Source organism: Microcoleus sp. w2-18bC1, from assembly GCF_036700365.1.
Classification (GTDB): Bacteria; Cyanobacteriota; Cyanobacteriia; order Cyanobacteriales; family Microcoleaceae; genus Microcoleus.
The window spans coordinates 97,622-114,106 of the sequence record NZ_JAUBOS010000006.1 but is presented as its reverse complement, the minus strand read 5'-3'; the positions used below and the strand labels follow the sequence as shown (position 1 = coordinate 114,106).

Here is a 16,485-nt window from a genome sequence, read left to right as displayed (position 1 = left end):
ATAAAGCATTCATTCTTGTGGTTTTCCTTGCCTTATAATTACAATCACATCCTCGCTATTTCCGCCTAAAATGACATCTTTCTACAGTATTAGCTCTGTTAGCGAAAAAATGTTCCTTTAGTTACAAATATTAAACTCTGACCACGATTTATTTAGTTATCAAAAGTTAAATTACTTTTCATAAACAGCCCTTAATATTTTTTAGTTACTTTAACTACATTTTTGATTGATTTAAATCTGGCCTCCGGCTGCTTAGTGGCGCACCTTACTCAATCGCTAGGGTGTCTACTACTAAACCCTCCGGGTGCGCCTATAAGTACCTAACAACATAAGAGTTACAGGTGTAAATCTTAAGAACGATGGCGACAGATTTACCAAATTGTAAAAATCAATACTAATCACACTGATAAGTTCTGCAAACCAGATATTCGTGGCCGCTGCAATTGAATTCAAACTCTTCGCTCCCAAAAACAAAGCAGCTACACTGCTCGGCTCTTTTTCCCAATGGGAAAAAAAATTATTAGAAAAAGATGACAGAGGTTATTTCCGCACTAAAATTCAGGGCGTTGCTTAATCAGGGTATGAAAAAAATAAGTTTAAAATCCCGAAGCTTTGTAGATACTGGTTTCTATGACTTGCATATTTAGCCTTTCATACCGTAAATCAGCAACGCCCGGTTTTGTTAGTCACAGCATTAGGAATACCGATGCTGTGGATGGGCGAAGAGTTTGGACAATCCACTCGGCCAACTCCCAACCAGTCGAATAAACTGCAATGGTTTTTGTTGAAAAATTAGCCAAATTATGAGTTCTTGGAATACTACAAACACGTGATTCGGCTGCGGGAAAAAGTTCCGCCACTTTATACCCAAAATATTGATATTTATCACGAAAATTCCGAAGCCAAAGTGCTGGCTTACTACCGCTGGAGCGATGAGGAAATGCGAGCAGTAGTTGTCGCTAATTTTTCGGATACTTATCTATCTGGTAACAGCATTCCTAAGTTTCTGGCGGCAGGAAGTTGGCACGAGTGGATGTATAACAAAATAGTAGAAGTTGGGGAAGAAGAGTTTAAGTTTGATTTGCCGGAATGATCAGCGCAATTATTTGTTTGACAGCCGGAGAATTATGTCTCTAGGCAGATGATCGGCCCAGTTGTACAACAGTAAATTGTATTTAGGATGGGCGCACCAAACTCAACAAACTGGGTTTTTCTACCTAGGTGGATGGCTGTAACGATACTTTTTTGTAAAAAAACTCGGTTTCTGCATCCAAGAGTGCGATCGTAATTCCTGGTATTGAGAATAAAAATTGCACGGCGACGTGCCAACTGTCAATTAACAAGTCAATTAACACAAACTTTGTCGGAGGACAAACTCTATGGGCTGGCTAAAAAGATTGTTTGGTTTAGAAAAACTTGAAAATCAAGAAACTGTTGATGCTCCTGCTTACCAAGCACCTGTAGCTCAATCTCAAGCTCAAGCTCAACCTGCTGCGAGCGCTCAGACAATCCCGCCGGAACGCATGGGCTTGAACGGAGAATACGATCAAAGCGGTTTAGCTAAACGGGTTGCTCAGGCTTTCGATGCAAATCCAGATGTTGCGGATATTGAGACTGTTTATGTGGCTCAACTTGGCACTACGGTGGTTCTCAAAGGTACAGTTCCCAGTCAGGAAATTGTCAACAAGTTGGTGACAATTGCTAAAGGCGTTAAGGGTGCAACTGGGGTGGAAACTAATGAAGTTACTGTCGGATAACGCGACGGTTATTTCTAACAGTTAACAGTTAGCAGTTAACTGTTAACCGGTTAGTAGTTAACAGTTAACTGTTTTTTTGATTTATCTTTATCTCAATAAAAAATATGACAGGCGAAACATTAGAACCTACTCGCGGGAAATTAGAACGCACTCTTTCGCAGGGAATTCAAGCTTTGTACCGCTCTCAGCTCGGACACCAAACGAGTCAGGCGCTCTGCAATCTTTTGGATAACAAATTAATAATTGTTATCGAAAATGGGCTTACTCAACCAGAAAAACTGCTCGCTCAGAACGGTCAGCAAGATTTGGCTTTGCAGGTGCGGACAGAATTAGAATCTGTCATGGAATTGCCACTGAAAGAATTAATTCAAAAGGTTTTGGGCGTGGGAGTCACTGATTTGCTCCGCGATGCGACCTTGGAGACAGGCCGCACTGGAACGATCGCAATTTTGGACTCTGCACCTCAAGTCCGTGATTCTAATTATAAATCTAAAACTCAACCAAAACCAGTGGAGAGTCGAGGTGCTGGCGGATAACTGTTTCTAAATCTTTGATGTTAAAAGGTTTGGAAAGGTATTCCACGCAGCCTGCTTCGAGAATTCGAGCGCGGTCTTCTGGTTTGGCTAGTGCTGTGACAGCAACAATCGGAATATGTCTGAGATCGGGGTTTTGTTGGACGCGCTTTACTACTTCCATACCGTCTATATCCGGTAGGCAAATGTCGAGTACGATTAGGTCGGGTTGTCGATCGACTGCTGCGGAAAGAGCTGCGTACCCGTCCACTGCTCCCACGCACTCGCAGCCGAATAAATCGAGTATTTGTGTCAGCAGCTCTAGGTTGTCCGGATTGTCGTCTACAGCCAACACTAAAGGACGCTTGTCAACCTGGGGTTGACCGCTAATGAAAGACGAGGATTCCAATTTATTGTCCCAATGAAGGTAGTTCATAAATGCCGAGCGCAACGATCAAAAAATTTGTTACCGAGGCATTCTTCAAGTGGCACTGCGGCACTTGAAACAGATTGGCTCGTATTGGTAGCTCTCCCATGACCAGTTTTTGGTCTAATCCGATACAATATCGCTACAAACTGCGGGCAAAATGACCGCTGTTGATTAACCCCATAGCACCTGCTTAATTCTACCTCTCCCAGCGCCAATTACCAACTTAGGGGCTCTTGGTGCGTCAGCCCTGGTAAAAACACGCAATAAATACGGAGAATCTTACCAATAAAGCATCCTCGCTTAATAGCATTGAAGAGTGGCGACAGCTTTTAAGGATAATAACAACATTAGACGTGGGCTCCCATACATGGATCTACCTAAAGGAATATTCTAGCCCCAACTTGAATTTAATAACTTACACCTGCTGAGAGATACTTGATTACTCTACTTTATACTTCAATGTTTTTAAGTAGTAATCATCACAATTTAAGCCAGTAAAAAAATTAAGTTTTTACATGAGCTTTACCGGATATTAACCTAGGAGGTTTTAATGACAATTCCAATCAGAGACGACCTGACTTACATTTTGCTCAAAAAGATTGGCAGCGGAAACGGCAGGGGAGAGTCGGAAATTAGGAACGCAGCCGAAGAATATGTCGGTCACCAGGTGGCAGAAGCGGAATTGCTCGGTCATCTGGACTACCTCAACCAAAGAGAATTTATTAAAGCTGACTTTAGTGGAGAACCTTACGGAGGAACTGAGGTATTGCCGCCTTTAGTCGCATTTCAAGAAGCTGATTTAACAGAAAAAGGCCGCAAACTGTTACACAAAATGGAGACGAATCCTCCGAAGTCGCTCCATCAAGAAGGGTCGGCAGTTCCTATCGCTTCAAAGGATATGCCGTTTTTGGAAAAAGTGATGGTAAACGGTCACTTGGAGGATATTTTTGATGCCCGTGACATTACCGAAGTAGTGTACCGGGTCATGCGCGATGTGATGACAAAAGACGCCATCGAGCACGTGGAATCTGAATTGCACAAAGAAGTTTTGCCTACGGATGACAAAACCCTGCAACAAGAAATAGCAGACCTCTGGAAAGATACCAATCCGCTGGTGGGATTGCTCAGCCGGGTGCGTCAACCTTTGACCGGCGCGCCTGCACCTTTGGGGATCGATGGCAATTTGTTTGCACGGAGGGTGGAACTAGAAGGCGCACTTCCTTCAGGAGTAAAACCGGAAACTGCGATCGCGGCTGTATTTTCGGCAACGAAGGATGAGCTGTCCGAGGAGCGAATTCAGGAAATAGCTGGCTTTTTGCCGGACAGAATTCGGGAAATTTGGGCGTCTGCTTAACGAGACGTTTTAAGGTATAAATACTTACTAGCCGGGTTGAGCAACCAGTATTTTCCCTCCAGAGGGCAGAATACTGGTTGCTCAACCCGGTTTCTTTATACTTTTTGCCTGGTAGCTTTGCAATTGCTTTGTAGTGAGGACTTGAGTCCTGATCAAACTCGATCGAACTTTCGTCCTCACTAATGTCAGATCGCTCTTTCCTTGCCTTGTAATTGCTGTGAAAAACCCGGTTTCTCACCGAAATTTGTCGGAAAACCAGAAATATCTCCATAAACCGAGTTTCGTATCATTGGGTTGGGTCAAGCCCCTAGACAGAGCGAAAGTATTGTAATGTATAATACAAGGCAAGTTAAGACTGTGGCTCGCAAAAATGCTGTCAACAGCCCGGGAGATCAAAAGGCATGACCCGCACCAAAGTTACACAAATGTCACGATCGACTTTAGAACAAGAGATTTTACTCAATCGAATTACCAATCGCATCCGCAACTCTTTAGAACTGCAAGAGATTTTGACGACAACTGCCCTAGAAATCCGCAGCTTTTTACAGAGCGATCGAGTAAAAGTTTATCGCTTTGAGGCCGACGGTAGCGGTGAGGTCATTGCTGAGTCCATCAACGGTGACAATTTGCCATCTATGCTGGGTTTGCGCTTTCCACCAGGCGACATTCCCCATAGTGCTCGGGAAATGTTTCTCAAAGCGCGGCAGCGAGTGATTGTAGATGTGGAATTGAAGCATCAAACAATTAATCGGTTAGATTGTCCCGAAACCGGTAAAACTTTAGCAGTTGAAGATATTACCTATCGTCCTGTAGACCCTTGTCACGCTGAATATCTGAAGGCTATGGGAGCACGTTCTTCTCTGACGGTGCCGATTTTGCATCAAAATCACCTTTGGGGGCTGTTGGTGTCTCACCATAGTCAACCGAAACGGTTTAGCGATCGAGAATTGAAAATGGTGCAGTTGCTTGTGGATCAACTTTCAATTGCGATCGCCCAATCTTTCCTGCTGAGTCAAGCTAGACAGCAAGCGCGCGACGAAGCTGTTATCAACCAAATTACCAGTTTGCTGCATTCTCCTCTGGAACTCCACGAAATTCGGAAAGCAGTTCTCGAACAAACTGTCAAGCATTTGCATGGTTCAGGAGGGCGTCTCTACATTGCAGCCGAGTTTGGCGATCGGCCCGCTTTGCTTTATACCTGTGGCCAGCAGCCAGCGGACATCGACCTTGAACTCAGCCCATTTTGGCAGCAGATTATGGGGAGGGCAAACCAAGACGATCCACCACAAACAGCTAATCATACAAGCCAATTAGGTATTTTTGAAAATCTATATTCCCAGCATTACAGCTCAATTGACAGCAATATTTCCAGTTTTCTCGTACCGCACTTGTACGCAATTTCCGATATTTCTAAAGAACCTCAACTTAAATCTGTATCTGCCAATTTAGTCGCAGCTTCCATTCGATCTTTTTTGGCAGTACCGCTGCAATATCGCCAACAGTGCATCGGCTGTCTCACCGTTTTTCGCAGCCCTATACAAACCGAAATTTTGTGGGCGGGCCGTTGCAGTTCGGACGCCCGGCACGATCGTCCCCGACAGTCCTTTGCAGCTTGGAAAGAAATCAAAACCGGCGAAGCTCAAAAGTGGACTAGCGAGGAACAGAAGCTAGCACAATCTTTAGGAACTCACCTGTACATGGCTGCAATGCAGAGGCGCGTCGAGGCGATGATCCGACATCAAGCTTCTCACGACCCATTAACTGGTTTACCTAATAGATTACTGTTTAATGAAAGGCTGTCTTTAGCTTTAGCTAGCGCTCACCAAAATGGAGAAATGCTGGCGGTAATCTTTCTAGATTTGGACAGATTTAAAAATGTTAACGATACTCTCGGTCACCCAGTGGGCGATTTGTTGCTGCAAAGTGTATCTCGGCGTTTGACTAACTGTTTGCGCCTGGGGGATTCGATGGCTCGTTGGGGCGGAGATGAATTTACTGTGCTGCTGTACAATATCAACACCCCAGAGGAAGCAACTAAAATTTGCCAGCTCATTATCCAGAGTTTAAGCAGTCCTTTTGATTTTGAGGGTCTGGAACTTTATATTAAGGCTAGCTTGGGAATTGCTTTGGCTCCTTACGACGGAGAAGATGCAGAAACTTTGCTAAAAAATGCTGATGCTGCGATGTACAAAGCTAAACAAAAAGGTCGCAATAATTATCAGTTTTACACGCAGGCGATCGGCAGTAAAGTCTCCGAGGATCTTAACTTAGAAAATGATCTTTACAAAGCTCTAAACAAATCTGAGTTTGTCCTGCACTATCAACCGCAAATAAATTTAAATACTGGCAAAATAGCGGGCATGGAAGCTCTGATTCGCTGGGAGCATCCCGAACGCGGTTTGATTCCTCCCGATCGATTTATTCCCTTAGCTGAGGAAACAGGATTAATCTGCCAAATTGACGAATGGGTGATGCGGACTGCTTGCTTGCAAAATCGAGCGTGGCAATTACTGGGATTGCCGCCGATTCGGATAGCAGTGAATTTATCAGCCCGCCAGTTTCTGCAACCTCACACTGTACAAAGCATCGCTGAAATTTTATCAGAAACCAAGTTAAATCCCGAATATTTAGAAATAGAAATTACCGAGAGCATTGCCATGACAGATGTGAGCTTTACTGTGTCGGTATTGCAGCAGTTGCAGGACATGGGAATTCACATTTCTCTGGACGATTTTGGCACTGGTTATTCTTCGCTGTGGTCTCTGAAAAACTTTCCCCTCAATAATTTAAAAATAGACAAATCTTTCGTGGCCGATTTGGTGACCGGCAGCAGCGGTGCTACTATTGTGAAACTGGCGATCGCCTTGGGACAGGGGCTGAATTTACAGGTGATTGCTGAGGGAGTGGAAACAGCAGAACAGTTAGCGTTTTTGCGATCGCATCAATGCGATATGGGTCAGGGTTACTTCTTTAGCAAACCAATACCGGCGGCGGCGGCAACGCAATTGTGCTTAGAAAATCAATCTGGGAAATAATATTGATTCCGCTTGCACCGTCCGTGATTGCGGACTGTTGACTCACAGTGAACAGTCAACAGTCAACAGTCAACAGTCAACATCATTCCGGTGTAACCGGAAATGATATTACTGCCAAACAAACACTTTGGCTTCGTATTCCGGCAAGTCAATCATAATATTGTCATCGCCAGATTCAACATCATAATTCCCAGTCCATTCGTGCCAAGTTCCGTTGGCAGGGAAGTGGGGAACGCTGTAACCTGCCAGATAATTTTCCGACATATTCGCCACAACTACAACTCTGGAACCTTCATCGTTCCAGCGAGTGTAAGCAAAAACTTTCGAGTCGGGGTCTTCGTGGAAAAACTCGATGTTTTCTGTGTAAAGTGCTTGGTTATTTTTACGCAGGTGAATCAAGCCTTTGTAGTATTCCCACAAACCTTTATTCAGGTCATTTCCTAGCAGCGTCCAGTCAATTTTAGATTGCTCAATTGTTTTGCCTTTGTATTCGCCAAATTCTTCGCCCATCCAAATCAGCGGCACGCCAACTGCTGTCATTAACAGCACGGTTCCCAACTTTGCCCGCTTGAAGGCGGCTTCATCCAAAATTCCGCGATCGCCCAATTCGGCAAAAATGCGATCGTGGTCGTGATTACTCAAATAATTGACTACATTCGTAGCACCCAAGTAACCTTGCCGCTTGCAGTCGATTACCTCTTTGAGCCGTTCTAAATCAAAATTGTCCCCGCACAGTTGTGGAATTATGGAGTGATAGAAACTGTCGTGCCAGCAGCCGTCCATCGGCCCGTCTAGATTGGTGATGCTGGGCTCGTCGGGAATGTATTCGGCAACAGTGTAAAACGGTTTGGGGCCGGCGACATTTTTGGCTTCTTGAACTACCCAGTGCATAAAATCGTAGTTAGCAATTTGTCGCGCCGCATCGAAACGAATGCCGTCGAGATGATATTCTTGAACCCAGAAGCGGACTGTATCGCCAGCAAATCTGCGTGCGGGGAAAGTTCCTAAGTTTTCGTCGTAGAATTCGTAGTTAAATTCCGGGCCCCAATTGTTGTCTGGATCGCGGGGCTCGTGGTGATACCAATAATCGTGATCAATTTGAGTGAGGGGGCTCGATGCTTCCGAGTGGTTGTAAATCCCGTCCATGATCACGCGAATCCCGCGCCCGTGACACTCGTCTATCAGGTTTTTGAGTTCTTCTGTGGTTCCGTAGCTGGACTCGGCCGCGAAGAAGTAGCGGGGGTTGTAGCCCCAACTGTAGTCGCCTGGGTATTCTTTGAGGGGCATGAGTTCGATCGCGTTGACGCCGAGTTCGACTAGGTAATCGAGTTTTTCGACGACGTGCTTGTACTTGCCGCGGGCCAGCGGGTCTGCTTCGCCACCGGAAAAGTCGGCAACGTGCATTTCATAAATCACTAATTCCCGATCGGCCGGTAGCGGTTTATCGTCGTGTTTCCAAACATAGGTATCGATAATGCGATCGCCATCTTTGATCCGAACAATGCCGTTTTGAGTAGGATCGTCGATGTCAGTCGCGTAGGGATCGACCACATCTACCCACTGATCTGCTTCCAGAAACCAGCTTTTCGACTGAACGCGAAATTTGTATTGATAAACGCCATCCTCCAACTCAACTCGCGTGCGAAAATAACCTTCTTCGTCCTTTTCCATCGGAATATCTTCCCAATTAGAAAAAGAGCCAATCAAGGCAGCTCCTTTGTTGTAGGGAGCAAATAACTTGAATTCAATTGGGGCGGCCATAATACCTCTTTCTAAAATATTTCAGTAGCAGTTGATACTTTTAATTTCGCAAATTTAAGCGAACTCAGGCATCACTCTACGGATATAATTTTTTTAAGGCTTAACTCTTCCTAAAAGTATCGTAATCAGGCCTCTGTCTCCGCCTTTTATGAATTGATATCGCGCAATATTGGCAGTGCCAGCGAAATTTATCTAACTGGGGATCGCTCAACAACAAGTATTAGTAATACGCTATTTTTTTAGCATCTATCTTAAGGTAGATTTACTGATTGAAAGATAAAAAAAATCTGTACTGGGGTAGATGCAACTTTAAAGTTTACCTCTTTTTTAACAACAAACAATTGCTCGGCGGGTGCACACTGCCTACCCTAATTTTTTGGTAACAATTAGTGAGTCGGTGTGCACTGCACACCCTTAATCCGTGGCCGTAAGGTGCGCCCAGCGCACCCTACTTTTAACTTGATTTTGCCTGATGATCGGGCTTCATCCAACCAAGCCAGAACGCAGGGCGAGAACGGCTGCCTGAGTGCGGTCATCAGCGCACAACTTGTTCAAAATATTGCGGACGTGAGTCTTGACTGTACCGACAGTAATGTACAGCTTTTCGGCGATTGCAGCATTGCTGTAACCCTGCACGATCAGTTCCAAAACTTCTAATTCCCGTTCGGTTAAAGGGTAAGTCTCAATGATGTGACTGAACTCAGGTTCAGCAGCCTTAATTGTGACTCTTTTGCCCTCAGCCTTTGGTTCTTCCGGCGCGGCTTCCTGAGTGCGAGCTTGTTTCAGGACAATGCGGGCGATCGCCGGATCGATCCAAGAGTTACCTTCGTGAGTTACTTTTACAACATCTAATAACTGATCGAAGCTAATATCTTTCATGCAGTAAGAGTCAGCTCCGGCGGCAAAAGCTGCCAGAACTTCTTCTTCATTGTCCTGAAAAGTCAGAATCAAAATTTTTGTATCGGGATCGGACTCCGCTACCGATTTCTTGAACTTTTGTGTAAGTTCAATGCCATCAAAATCCGGCAAGCCAATATCTACAATTGCAACGTCAGGTTTTGAAGACTGAAGCAGTTTCAATCCCTCTGTAGCGTTAGCTGCATCGCCGACAACTTCTATCGTGTCACGCTGTTGTAAAGCTGTGCGGATGCCCACTCTTGTCAGGTCATGGTCTTCTACCAAAGCAACGCGAATTTTACTCATCTTTCTTCCAATAGTCCGCTAAACTTTTAAAATATCATCAACTGACTCAGCTAAACTGAGTAAATTTGAGAATGTGTCCTGATTTAGGGTTTTACAGGCTGCACATCATTTTTAAGCATACTCATGCAGCCGCCAAGAATGCAAGTTAATTTTTAAGTTATTTTGCGGCGATGCCTGCACGAGCCCGATCGGGACAGGTAAGCTCTCAATGTTTCAACAGTTTAACTAAATTATCTCATTGTCCGCCCGTTGATAGAGGTAAGGATTCCACTACCCAGATAGATTTAAAGTATAAAAAATTTTGATGCACTTGGCTCGTCAAAATCAATAAAGCTAGCAGCACGAGTCTTTAGCCGGTGTTAGGGCTATAGTCCAATGCTTATTTATATAACCTGTTATGACTCAGTATCACGGCAATAAGTCTTTTCAGTCGGAGTTTTCCGACTCGGAAATCTTACACAAAGTATCTGAAATAACATCCCCCCAACCGCAAGTTGGCGACTGCGAAACTCAGGACGATCGCCTGTGGTCGGCAATTCCTCACATAGTTTGGAAAACAAATGCCGACGGCTGGGCGACTTATTTCTGTCAGCGCTGGGAGGAGTACACCGGGGTACCAGCAGCAGCAGCTTTGGGTTTCGGCTATCTGGCGCGCGTCCACCCAGAAGACCGCCCTCGTCTATTGGCGAGATCGCACACTTCTAAGTGCCCGTCGCCAAGCTACGAAATTATATTTCGTCTGCAGACGCGAGAGGGCACATACCGCTGGAACGTCGCGAGAGGAGGGCCCGCTAATCTAGACAGTCAGGAAGTTTTGGAGTGGGTGGGAACCTACACAGATATGGAACCGATCAAACAAACTAAAGCCGAACCCCAAGCAGAACAAGAGTTTTGGCCGCATCAAGCGCGATCGGAAGCTAACTTCAAAGCTGAAAAATTGTGCGAAGCCCGGACGGTAATAGAGGCTGGGCGAGATTTGCAGGTGATAGAGCGGTTTACAAATATATTGAGCCAGCGGGCGGGTAGCTTATGCCAGTTGTTGCAAGGCATTGCGGATGCGACTGTAGAGGCGATCGCAGGAGCGGAATTTTGCCTAGTTGCTCTCCTGGAGTCCGATTGCAGCGGTCTCAAACTCAGCGCTGTCGGGGGTACGGAAAACTTTGGTGGGGGCAAAACCCCGCACGTGCAAAACAAGCTGCTGTGGAAAGCATTTGCGACGGGAGAGTCTGTACTGTGGCGGTCGGAGTGCCGCAAAGGCTTGCTGCCGGCGGCGGCTTGTGCAGCGGCGATCGAGTCCGGGCCGAGCGGGCGTTTGGGTGTGCTGGCCATCGGCAACGGGAAGGACAGCGCGGCGATTGACGGGCATACTCAGCAACTGCTGGCGGTGATGGGAAAACAAGCGGCGATGGCAATTAACAACGCACTGGCGATCGAAAAATTAAAAAAGCAGGAACAGCTTTTAGACTTGCAAAACGAGCTGCTAATTCGCCAGCAGGAAGAACTCGAAAATCAGGGGCGACGCATTCAACAGCAAAAATTGCAACTGCTAGAAGCAGCCAAGTTAAAATCGCAATTTTTGGGCATCATGTCCCACGAATTGCGAACTCCCATGAATTCGATTATCGGCTTTTCCCAATTGCTGCTGCGCCAGCACAAACAACTGCTGAGCGCCCAGCAAACAGAAATGGTGGGGCGCATTTTACATAACGGCAAAAACCTGCTACTGCTAATTAACGATATCCTCGACCTCTCCAAAATCGAGAGTGGCCACACAGAATTAAAAATTGAAAAATTTAATTTAGCGCATTTAGTAATGGATGTCGCGCTGGAATTCGGAAATCAAGCCACCGATAAGAACGTGGCATTGTCCGTCAGTGTCTGCTTGCAGGATCAGTTGATAGTTAATGACAAGTTGCGCCTGCGGCAAATTTTGGTGAATCTCGTTTCTAACGCGGTTAAATTCACCCATGAGGGCAGCATCTACATTGAGGTGCGGCAATTAAAGGGCGATCGGCTAATTATCACCGTTCGGGATACAGGAATCGGCATCTGTGAAAAGAATCTTCCCCACATTTTCGACAAGTTCCGCCAAGGCGACCAAACCACAACTCGCCAATATCCAGGCACCGGTTTAGGACTAGCTATTTGTGCTTCTTTAGTCAAGATGATCGACGGTACAATTACTGCCGAAAGTCCACTCAAAAAAGGTTCGATATTTCGGATGGAATTCCCGCGAAAAATTTACCCTAAACAACTCACTTGCTGACTGAAAACCTTTTTATATTTCTCAGAAGAGCCGATTTTAACCGCTCATACAAAAACTTTCGTCCCTCTCTAAGACACGAAAGAATAAATATGAGTAAGAGCCAAAAAAGGTTTTACCTACTAATTATAGCGGTAGGGTGCACCTCGGCGCACCCTACATATAGAGGTTTTGGGTAATTCCTTTATTCTTGAGTCCCTCTCTGCTAGGAGGAGAGTTTGTGTAGGATAGGTTGCAACAGCAGACTCTTACCTACAGACTAGAAGTTTTCCCTACTTCTGCCTGAGTAGCAATTGGTTTAACATCGGTGTAGCCCATATTATTAGCTACGTCGCGCAGCACTGTAATTTGCTGTTCAAACTCAAGACCTTCAATTTGACCCAACACACCATTGACAGCCTCAGTTGCCTCATATCCTTCGGGGATATCGACAATTGTTTCCCCCATACCAATAGCCCAAGCATACCAAACCACCAACTGATTGTTAGCAGTCAAAGCTCCGTAAGCGTGGGAATAGGGCGTGTCGTCGCGGTTAACAATACCGCGCATTATATTCAGTTGTTGGTCATGGGAAAGCTTGTAAAAATCATCCAGCAGCATGGGAGCTAATTGTGGGTCGGCGGCGGCGGGAGCGGCTGGTGTAATTGAATCTCCCATTTTTTCATAAACAAAGTAGAGCAGCGCCAGTTTTTCATCTGTACCCAACCCGTTGATTGTCTGAACGATGTTTTTAGTGTCGTTGGAGAGAGAGTGAGGATTGGTGGCGGCGGGTGAGTTCATAAACAAAATTCCTTAAAAATGCTTCCAGAATATATAAATATCAACATTTGTAAGTGTCCGTCACCATCCCCGAGAGGTAATACGATTTTAGATTTTAAATTTTAGATTTTAGATTAAACAATGGGGAATGGCTTAGTATGTATGGGTTTGGATCTTGTCTAAAGCTGCATTTTTTTCGGAAAGTGGCGTAATGTTAAGGCACCACCCTAGAATATATCATCCTTAAGATAGAAGCGAACGATACATCTGCGGGTAGATAAAAAAGCAGGGAATTCAAGTAATAATTGATACAGTGAATTGTTAAATAAAACTAGCAAGGAGTCGGCTATGTCTGAAATCAATACAGAACCAAATAACATTGAGAGCTTTGACGCTCAGCAGATCACTGAAAGCGCGGAAGCTGGAGAACAAAAGTTGCCGACCGTTGATGTATCAGCAGACTACGAAGCTTCAAAAGAATTCAGCGTTAGTGACATTGATCGCACTGGTGCCGGCGCTCAAGCTGCCGCCGCTGCAACTGCACCTAAATTTCCTATTCCCGCTGCTAAAGATATCGCTAAGCCTGCAGATACAAGTGGCAATCCCGCTGATTTTCGTTCGATGGCTCAGGACATTACGCCTGCAGGTACACCGGGCGAAGTTACAGACGATTTGATGCAGAAAGCGATCGATCTTGGGACTCCTGGCAGTTAATTTAGAAATTCTCGATCCTCGATGCAAAACCTCTGTATTGTAGGGTGCTGATGCCCCGCTTCACCCCTATAATTACCGCGTCAAATCACGTTTTGCATAAGTCCTGAATGGTCAAGTGAGTGCACGATAAGATGCAATACAGTAGGGACACAACAATGTTGTGTCCTTAAATTTTTAATTTTTAGTGTCCCTAATCGCTTAATTTTAAGTCGATCGCCCGACGAATTTTGCCCACAGTGCGATCGCCCAAAATTTCAATTACTAAATCAACGCGATCGCCCTCCAGCATCGACTTAATAAATAACTCTGGATGCAGCGCTTTCCAGAAATATTCGACAAACCGATTAATTTCAGCTTCTGACATTCCCGACTTCCCCGTCGCCATCATTTCCCGTTCCGCCTGATTGCGCCACACTTGAGAAAGGCGATAATCTTGGGGATACAAAACCATCAACCGATCTAATCGGTTCCACAGCGGCAAATAGTTGTGCAGCTTTGCATTCATATCGCGCGCAAACTGACAGTCGCTTTCTGTGGAAATCGGAAACGGTGCAGCCGCCAAGAACTCGTTTAATTTGGCATCAACCACCGGATTCACGCCGACAAACCAACCTTCAAAAAGTACAATATCCGCCCCAGAAATAATTTCGGGTTGACTTCTATCTCCTGCACCTCCATAGGCAGATTTGTCAAACCTGGGAATTTCTATATTTTTATTAATTAAATCGGGTTGGAGGGCATCTAATTTGGGATTGTCAACTGCTGCTAAATTGTGAGTTTGAGAAGCGCGCAACTTGTCTAAAACTGCGATTGCCAAGTCAATATCGTGAGTGCCGGGAGGGCCGCGCCAAATTAAACGCGGGTCGGCTTTTTGGAGTTGTTGGCGATCGGCATAAGTCTTGTAAAGATCGTCTAAAGAAAGGCTGACAGTAGAATATCCCAATTTTCCCAGAATCAGCCTCAAAACTTGGCATAAAGTAGTTTTTCCCGTTCCTTGCACTCCTAAAATTCCTTGAATTAAAGGACGGTTTAAACTTTGTTTTGCAGCCGATAATTGCATTGCCAGCGGCAGCCAAAGATTCCACAAAGTTTCGAGGAAAACAGTTGACTTTAGGGGGAAAGTATGCAGTTCGTCAAGAAGAGAAAAAAATAAATCGGTTTTGCAGCGGACAACATCGGCTACATTGTCGGGAGTAATGCCAAAAGCGCGCGCTCGCACATCATCCGCAAGTTCCCACAAAGCCAGTCGATCGAAGTCGGGAGCGATCGGGCGATCGCCAGCTTGCCACCGATGTAAAAGTTCAACAGGGGTTACAGTCGATCGATCCATATCCTAAAAACTCTCTATGCGGGGGGGGGTTTTGTACAAATACTATCTGCAATTGAAAAATATTTCATCCTAAACCCGCGCCGATTCAAAAAGTTTTTAAGAACCTAGTTTGAAAGCCTCCACAAATAAATTGTAAGTGATACCAATTTTCAGAGCATTGAGCATATCCACCGAAAAAGAACCTGCTACAGGCCGCAGGCGGGCATAAATCAGCCAGTTGGCGAACTCCGTCAACAACACCAACAGCCCGGCCGCGATAATATCCCACTCAGCAGATTGTCCCGCGATCGTCGAAATAGCTGTTCCCAAAAAAGTGCCGAACAGCAGGCTAATTAACAGGAGCGAAATCCGTCGCCAAGGATTGTTGAGCCAGCCTCGGAAGCGATCGCCCAGAACATCAATTAATCTGTTAATTCGGGTATTCTGCATAAAAGTTATACCATTTGAGATTTGAGATGCGGAATTACTGATAACTATTGGGGTTTGGAGTACGGGCCTATAGTGGTACTCTTTTTTTCAACTGGTATTAAAAGCTATACCGATAAGTAAACAAATGACCCTCCCGACCAACTCCAAATCCTTACCGGAGTCAGTATGTCGCCATCTAAAATCTCAAATTTAACATCTAAGATGGTATTGAGCGATCGCGGACTTATAGCCGAGAACGGTCAATTAATTAAGTGTAACTGTATCTTGTGGCACAGCAGCCCCTGGTTTTACATTAAAAATAGTTAAGACTCATTACCGGTGCAGTCTATCCTGTAAGCCTAAAATTTATGAATCTTAAAATTTACCAGATCGTAATTGGAGTGTCGATCGTCCTAATTACAGGAATGTTTCTAGGACGTTTTGAAATCACTATCTCCAACGGTTCAAATCCTTCCAGCGATTGGCCCTCACAAGCCACCGCATATCCCCCCACACTCCCCGTTTCCCCAGTCGCCACAGCTTCTGCCGACACGACCAGCGAGCCCAAGCCCGACTCAACACCAACCCCCCCAGATGCAGAGGAGGAATTGCTTGCCTCAGTCCCTGTAAATGCTAAAGCCTCCGGCCTTTTGCGCGTCAGCAACCGCAGCGAACACCCAGTGCGAGTGGCCCTGCTGTCGAAACGGCAAGCCAAGGAATCCTATGGAAAACCAGCGCACTGGGATTTTGCGCCGGGGGAAGGCGGTGGCAAGGGACTGATGCTATCGCTGCCGGAGGGCAAGTTACAAGTCAAACGGGGAGACATTCTGGTGGTTTTTGCTCAGGATGGTTCTCGCCGCTACTGGGGGCCTTTCGTCGCCGGAGAGACACCCTCGCCGGCTTGGAACAGCACAGCCGGAGAATGGCAGTTAATTTTGCAGCCGTGAAGGCTTAGCTGC

General features: G+C 45.6%; 15 protein-coding genes. 8 read left to right on the top strand and 7 right to left on the bottom strand.

Annotated elements, in window-relative coordinates:
• Positions 1-811: 811 nt before the first annotated feature.
• Complete coding sequence (locus QT979_RS06390) at positions 812-1,093, top strand: alpha amylase C-terminal domain-containing protein (protein WP_333308757.1); 282 nt, start codon at positions 812-814, stop codon at positions 1,091-1,093.
• Positions 1,094-1,217: 124 nt separating this feature from the next.
• Here the strand turns inward: QT979_RS06390 and QT979_RS06385 are convergent, their stop codons facing one another.
• On the bottom strand, positions 1,218-1,355 hold the full coding sequence (locus tag QT979_RS06385; protein WP_333082900.1) for a hypothetical protein: 138 nt from the start codon (positions 1,353-1,355) through the stop codon (positions 1,218-1,220).
• Between the two features lie 24 nt (positions 1,356-1,379).
• On the opposite strand from QT979_RS06385, the gene QT979_RS06380 reads away from it, so the two are divergent.
• Both QT979_RS06380 and QT979_RS06375 read left to right on the top strand, forming a co-directional pair.
• Entirely contained in the window at positions 1,380-1,757 is a 378-nt protein-coding gene (locus QT979_RS06380) for a BON domain-containing protein (RefSeq protein ID WP_333042016.1), read from the top strand.
• 104 nt (positions 1,758-1,861) lie between these two features.
• On the top strand, positions 1,862-2,293 hold the full coding sequence (locus tag QT979_RS06375; protein ID WP_333209683.1) for a DUF2294 domain-containing protein: 432 nt from the start codon (positions 1,862-1,864) through the stop codon (positions 2,291-2,293).
• Here the strand turns inward: QT979_RS06375 and QT979_RS06370 are convergent.
• Positions 2,247-2,705 carry a response regulator gene (locus tag QT979_RS06370; protein WP_333209685.1) on the bottom strand — a complete coding sequence of 153 codons (459 nt, stop codon included), beginning with the start codon at positions 2,703-2,705 and terminating at the stop codon, positions 2,247-2,249. The genes QT979_RS06375 and QT979_RS06370 overlap by 47 nt on opposite strands.
• Before the next feature lie 544 nt (positions 2,706-3,249).
• Here QT979_RS06370 and QT979_RS06365 point away from each other — a divergent pair.
• Both QT979_RS06365 and QT979_RS06360 read left to right on the top strand, forming a co-directional pair.
• The gene (locus tag QT979_RS06365) at positions 3,250-4,053 is read left to right on the top strand and encodes a DUF2267 domain-containing protein (RefSeq protein WP_333209686.1); all 804 of its coding nucleotides are present in this window, start codon (positions 3,250-3,252) and stop codon (positions 4,051-4,053) included.
• 401 nt (positions 4,054-4,454) lie between these two features.
• On the top strand, positions 4,455-7,088 hold the full coding sequence (locus QT979_RS06360; RefSeq protein ID WP_333308754.1) for an EAL domain-containing protein: 2,634 nt from the start codon (positions 4,455-4,457) through the stop codon (positions 7,086-7,088).
• 108 nt (positions 7,089-7,196) lie between these two features.
• On the opposite strand, the gene QT979_RS06355 is transcribed toward QT979_RS06360, so the two are convergent.
• Together QT979_RS06355 and QT979_RS06350 are read right to left on the bottom strand one after the other, a co-directional pair.
• Positions 7,197-8,849, bottom strand: a complete 1,653-nt coding sequence (locus QT979_RS06355; protein ID WP_333209688.1) for an alpha-amylase family glycosyl hydrolase — start codon at positions 8,847-8,849, stop codon at positions 7,197-7,199.
• Between the two features lie 483 nt (positions 8,850-9,332).
• Positions 9,333-10,052 carry a response regulator transcription factor gene (locus tag QT979_RS06350; RefSeq protein WP_333082892.1) on the bottom strand — a complete coding sequence of 240 codons (720 nt, stop codon included), beginning with the start codon at positions 10,050-10,052 and terminating at the stop codon, positions 9,333-9,335.
• A gap of 397 nt (positions 10,053-10,449) precedes the next feature.
• Here QT979_RS06350 and QT979_RS06345 point away from each other — a divergent pair, with 397 nt between their 5' ends.
• Positions 10,450-12,318: a PAS domain-containing sensor histidine kinase gene (locus QT979_RS06345; RefSeq protein ID WP_333209690.1), complete on the top strand. Its 1,869-nt coding sequence runs from the start codon at positions 10,450-10,452 to the stop codon at positions 12,316-12,318.
• Positions 12,319-12,567: 249 nt separating this feature from the next.
• Here QT979_RS06345 and QT979_RS06340 read toward each other — a convergent pair whose 3' ends face one another.
• Positions 12,568-13,095, bottom strand: a complete 528-nt coding sequence (locus QT979_RS06340; protein ID WP_333209692.1) for an orange carotenoid protein N-terminal domain-containing protein — start codon at positions 13,093-13,095, stop codon at positions 12,568-12,570.
• Between the two features lie 327 nt (positions 13,096-13,422).
• On the opposite strand from QT979_RS06340, the gene QT979_RS06335 reads away from it, so the two are divergent.
• A complete protein-coding gene (locus QT979_RS06335; protein WP_333209694.1) occupies positions 13,423-13,788 on the top strand; it encodes a hypothetical protein in 366 nt (121 codons plus the stop codon).
• Positions 13,789-13,978: 190 nt separating this feature from the next.
• Here the strand turns inward: QT979_RS06335 and QT979_RS06330 are convergent, their stop codons facing one another.
• Positions 13,979-15,118: a glycerate kinase gene (locus QT979_RS06330; protein ID WP_333308751.1), complete on the bottom strand. Its 1,140-nt coding sequence runs from the start codon at positions 15,116-15,118 to the stop codon at positions 13,979-13,981.
• A 96-nt stretch (positions 15,119-15,214) separates the two neighbouring features.
• Positions 15,215-15,547 (bottom strand): DUF565 domain-containing protein, encoded by a 333-nt coding sequence (locus tag QT979_RS06325; RefSeq protein ID WP_333209698.1) that lies wholly within the window; start codon positions 15,545-15,547, stop codon positions 15,215-15,217.
• A 347-nt stretch (positions 15,548-15,894) separates the two neighbouring features.
• Here QT979_RS06325 and QT979_RS06320 point away from each other — a divergent pair, with 347 nt between their 5' ends.
• Positions 15,895-16,473 carry a hypothetical protein gene (locus QT979_RS06320; protein ID WP_333308749.1) on the top strand — a complete coding sequence of 193 codons (579 nt, stop codon included), beginning with the start codon at positions 15,895-15,897 and terminating at the stop codon, positions 16,471-16,473.
• Positions 16,474-16,485: the final 12 nt, after the last annotated feature.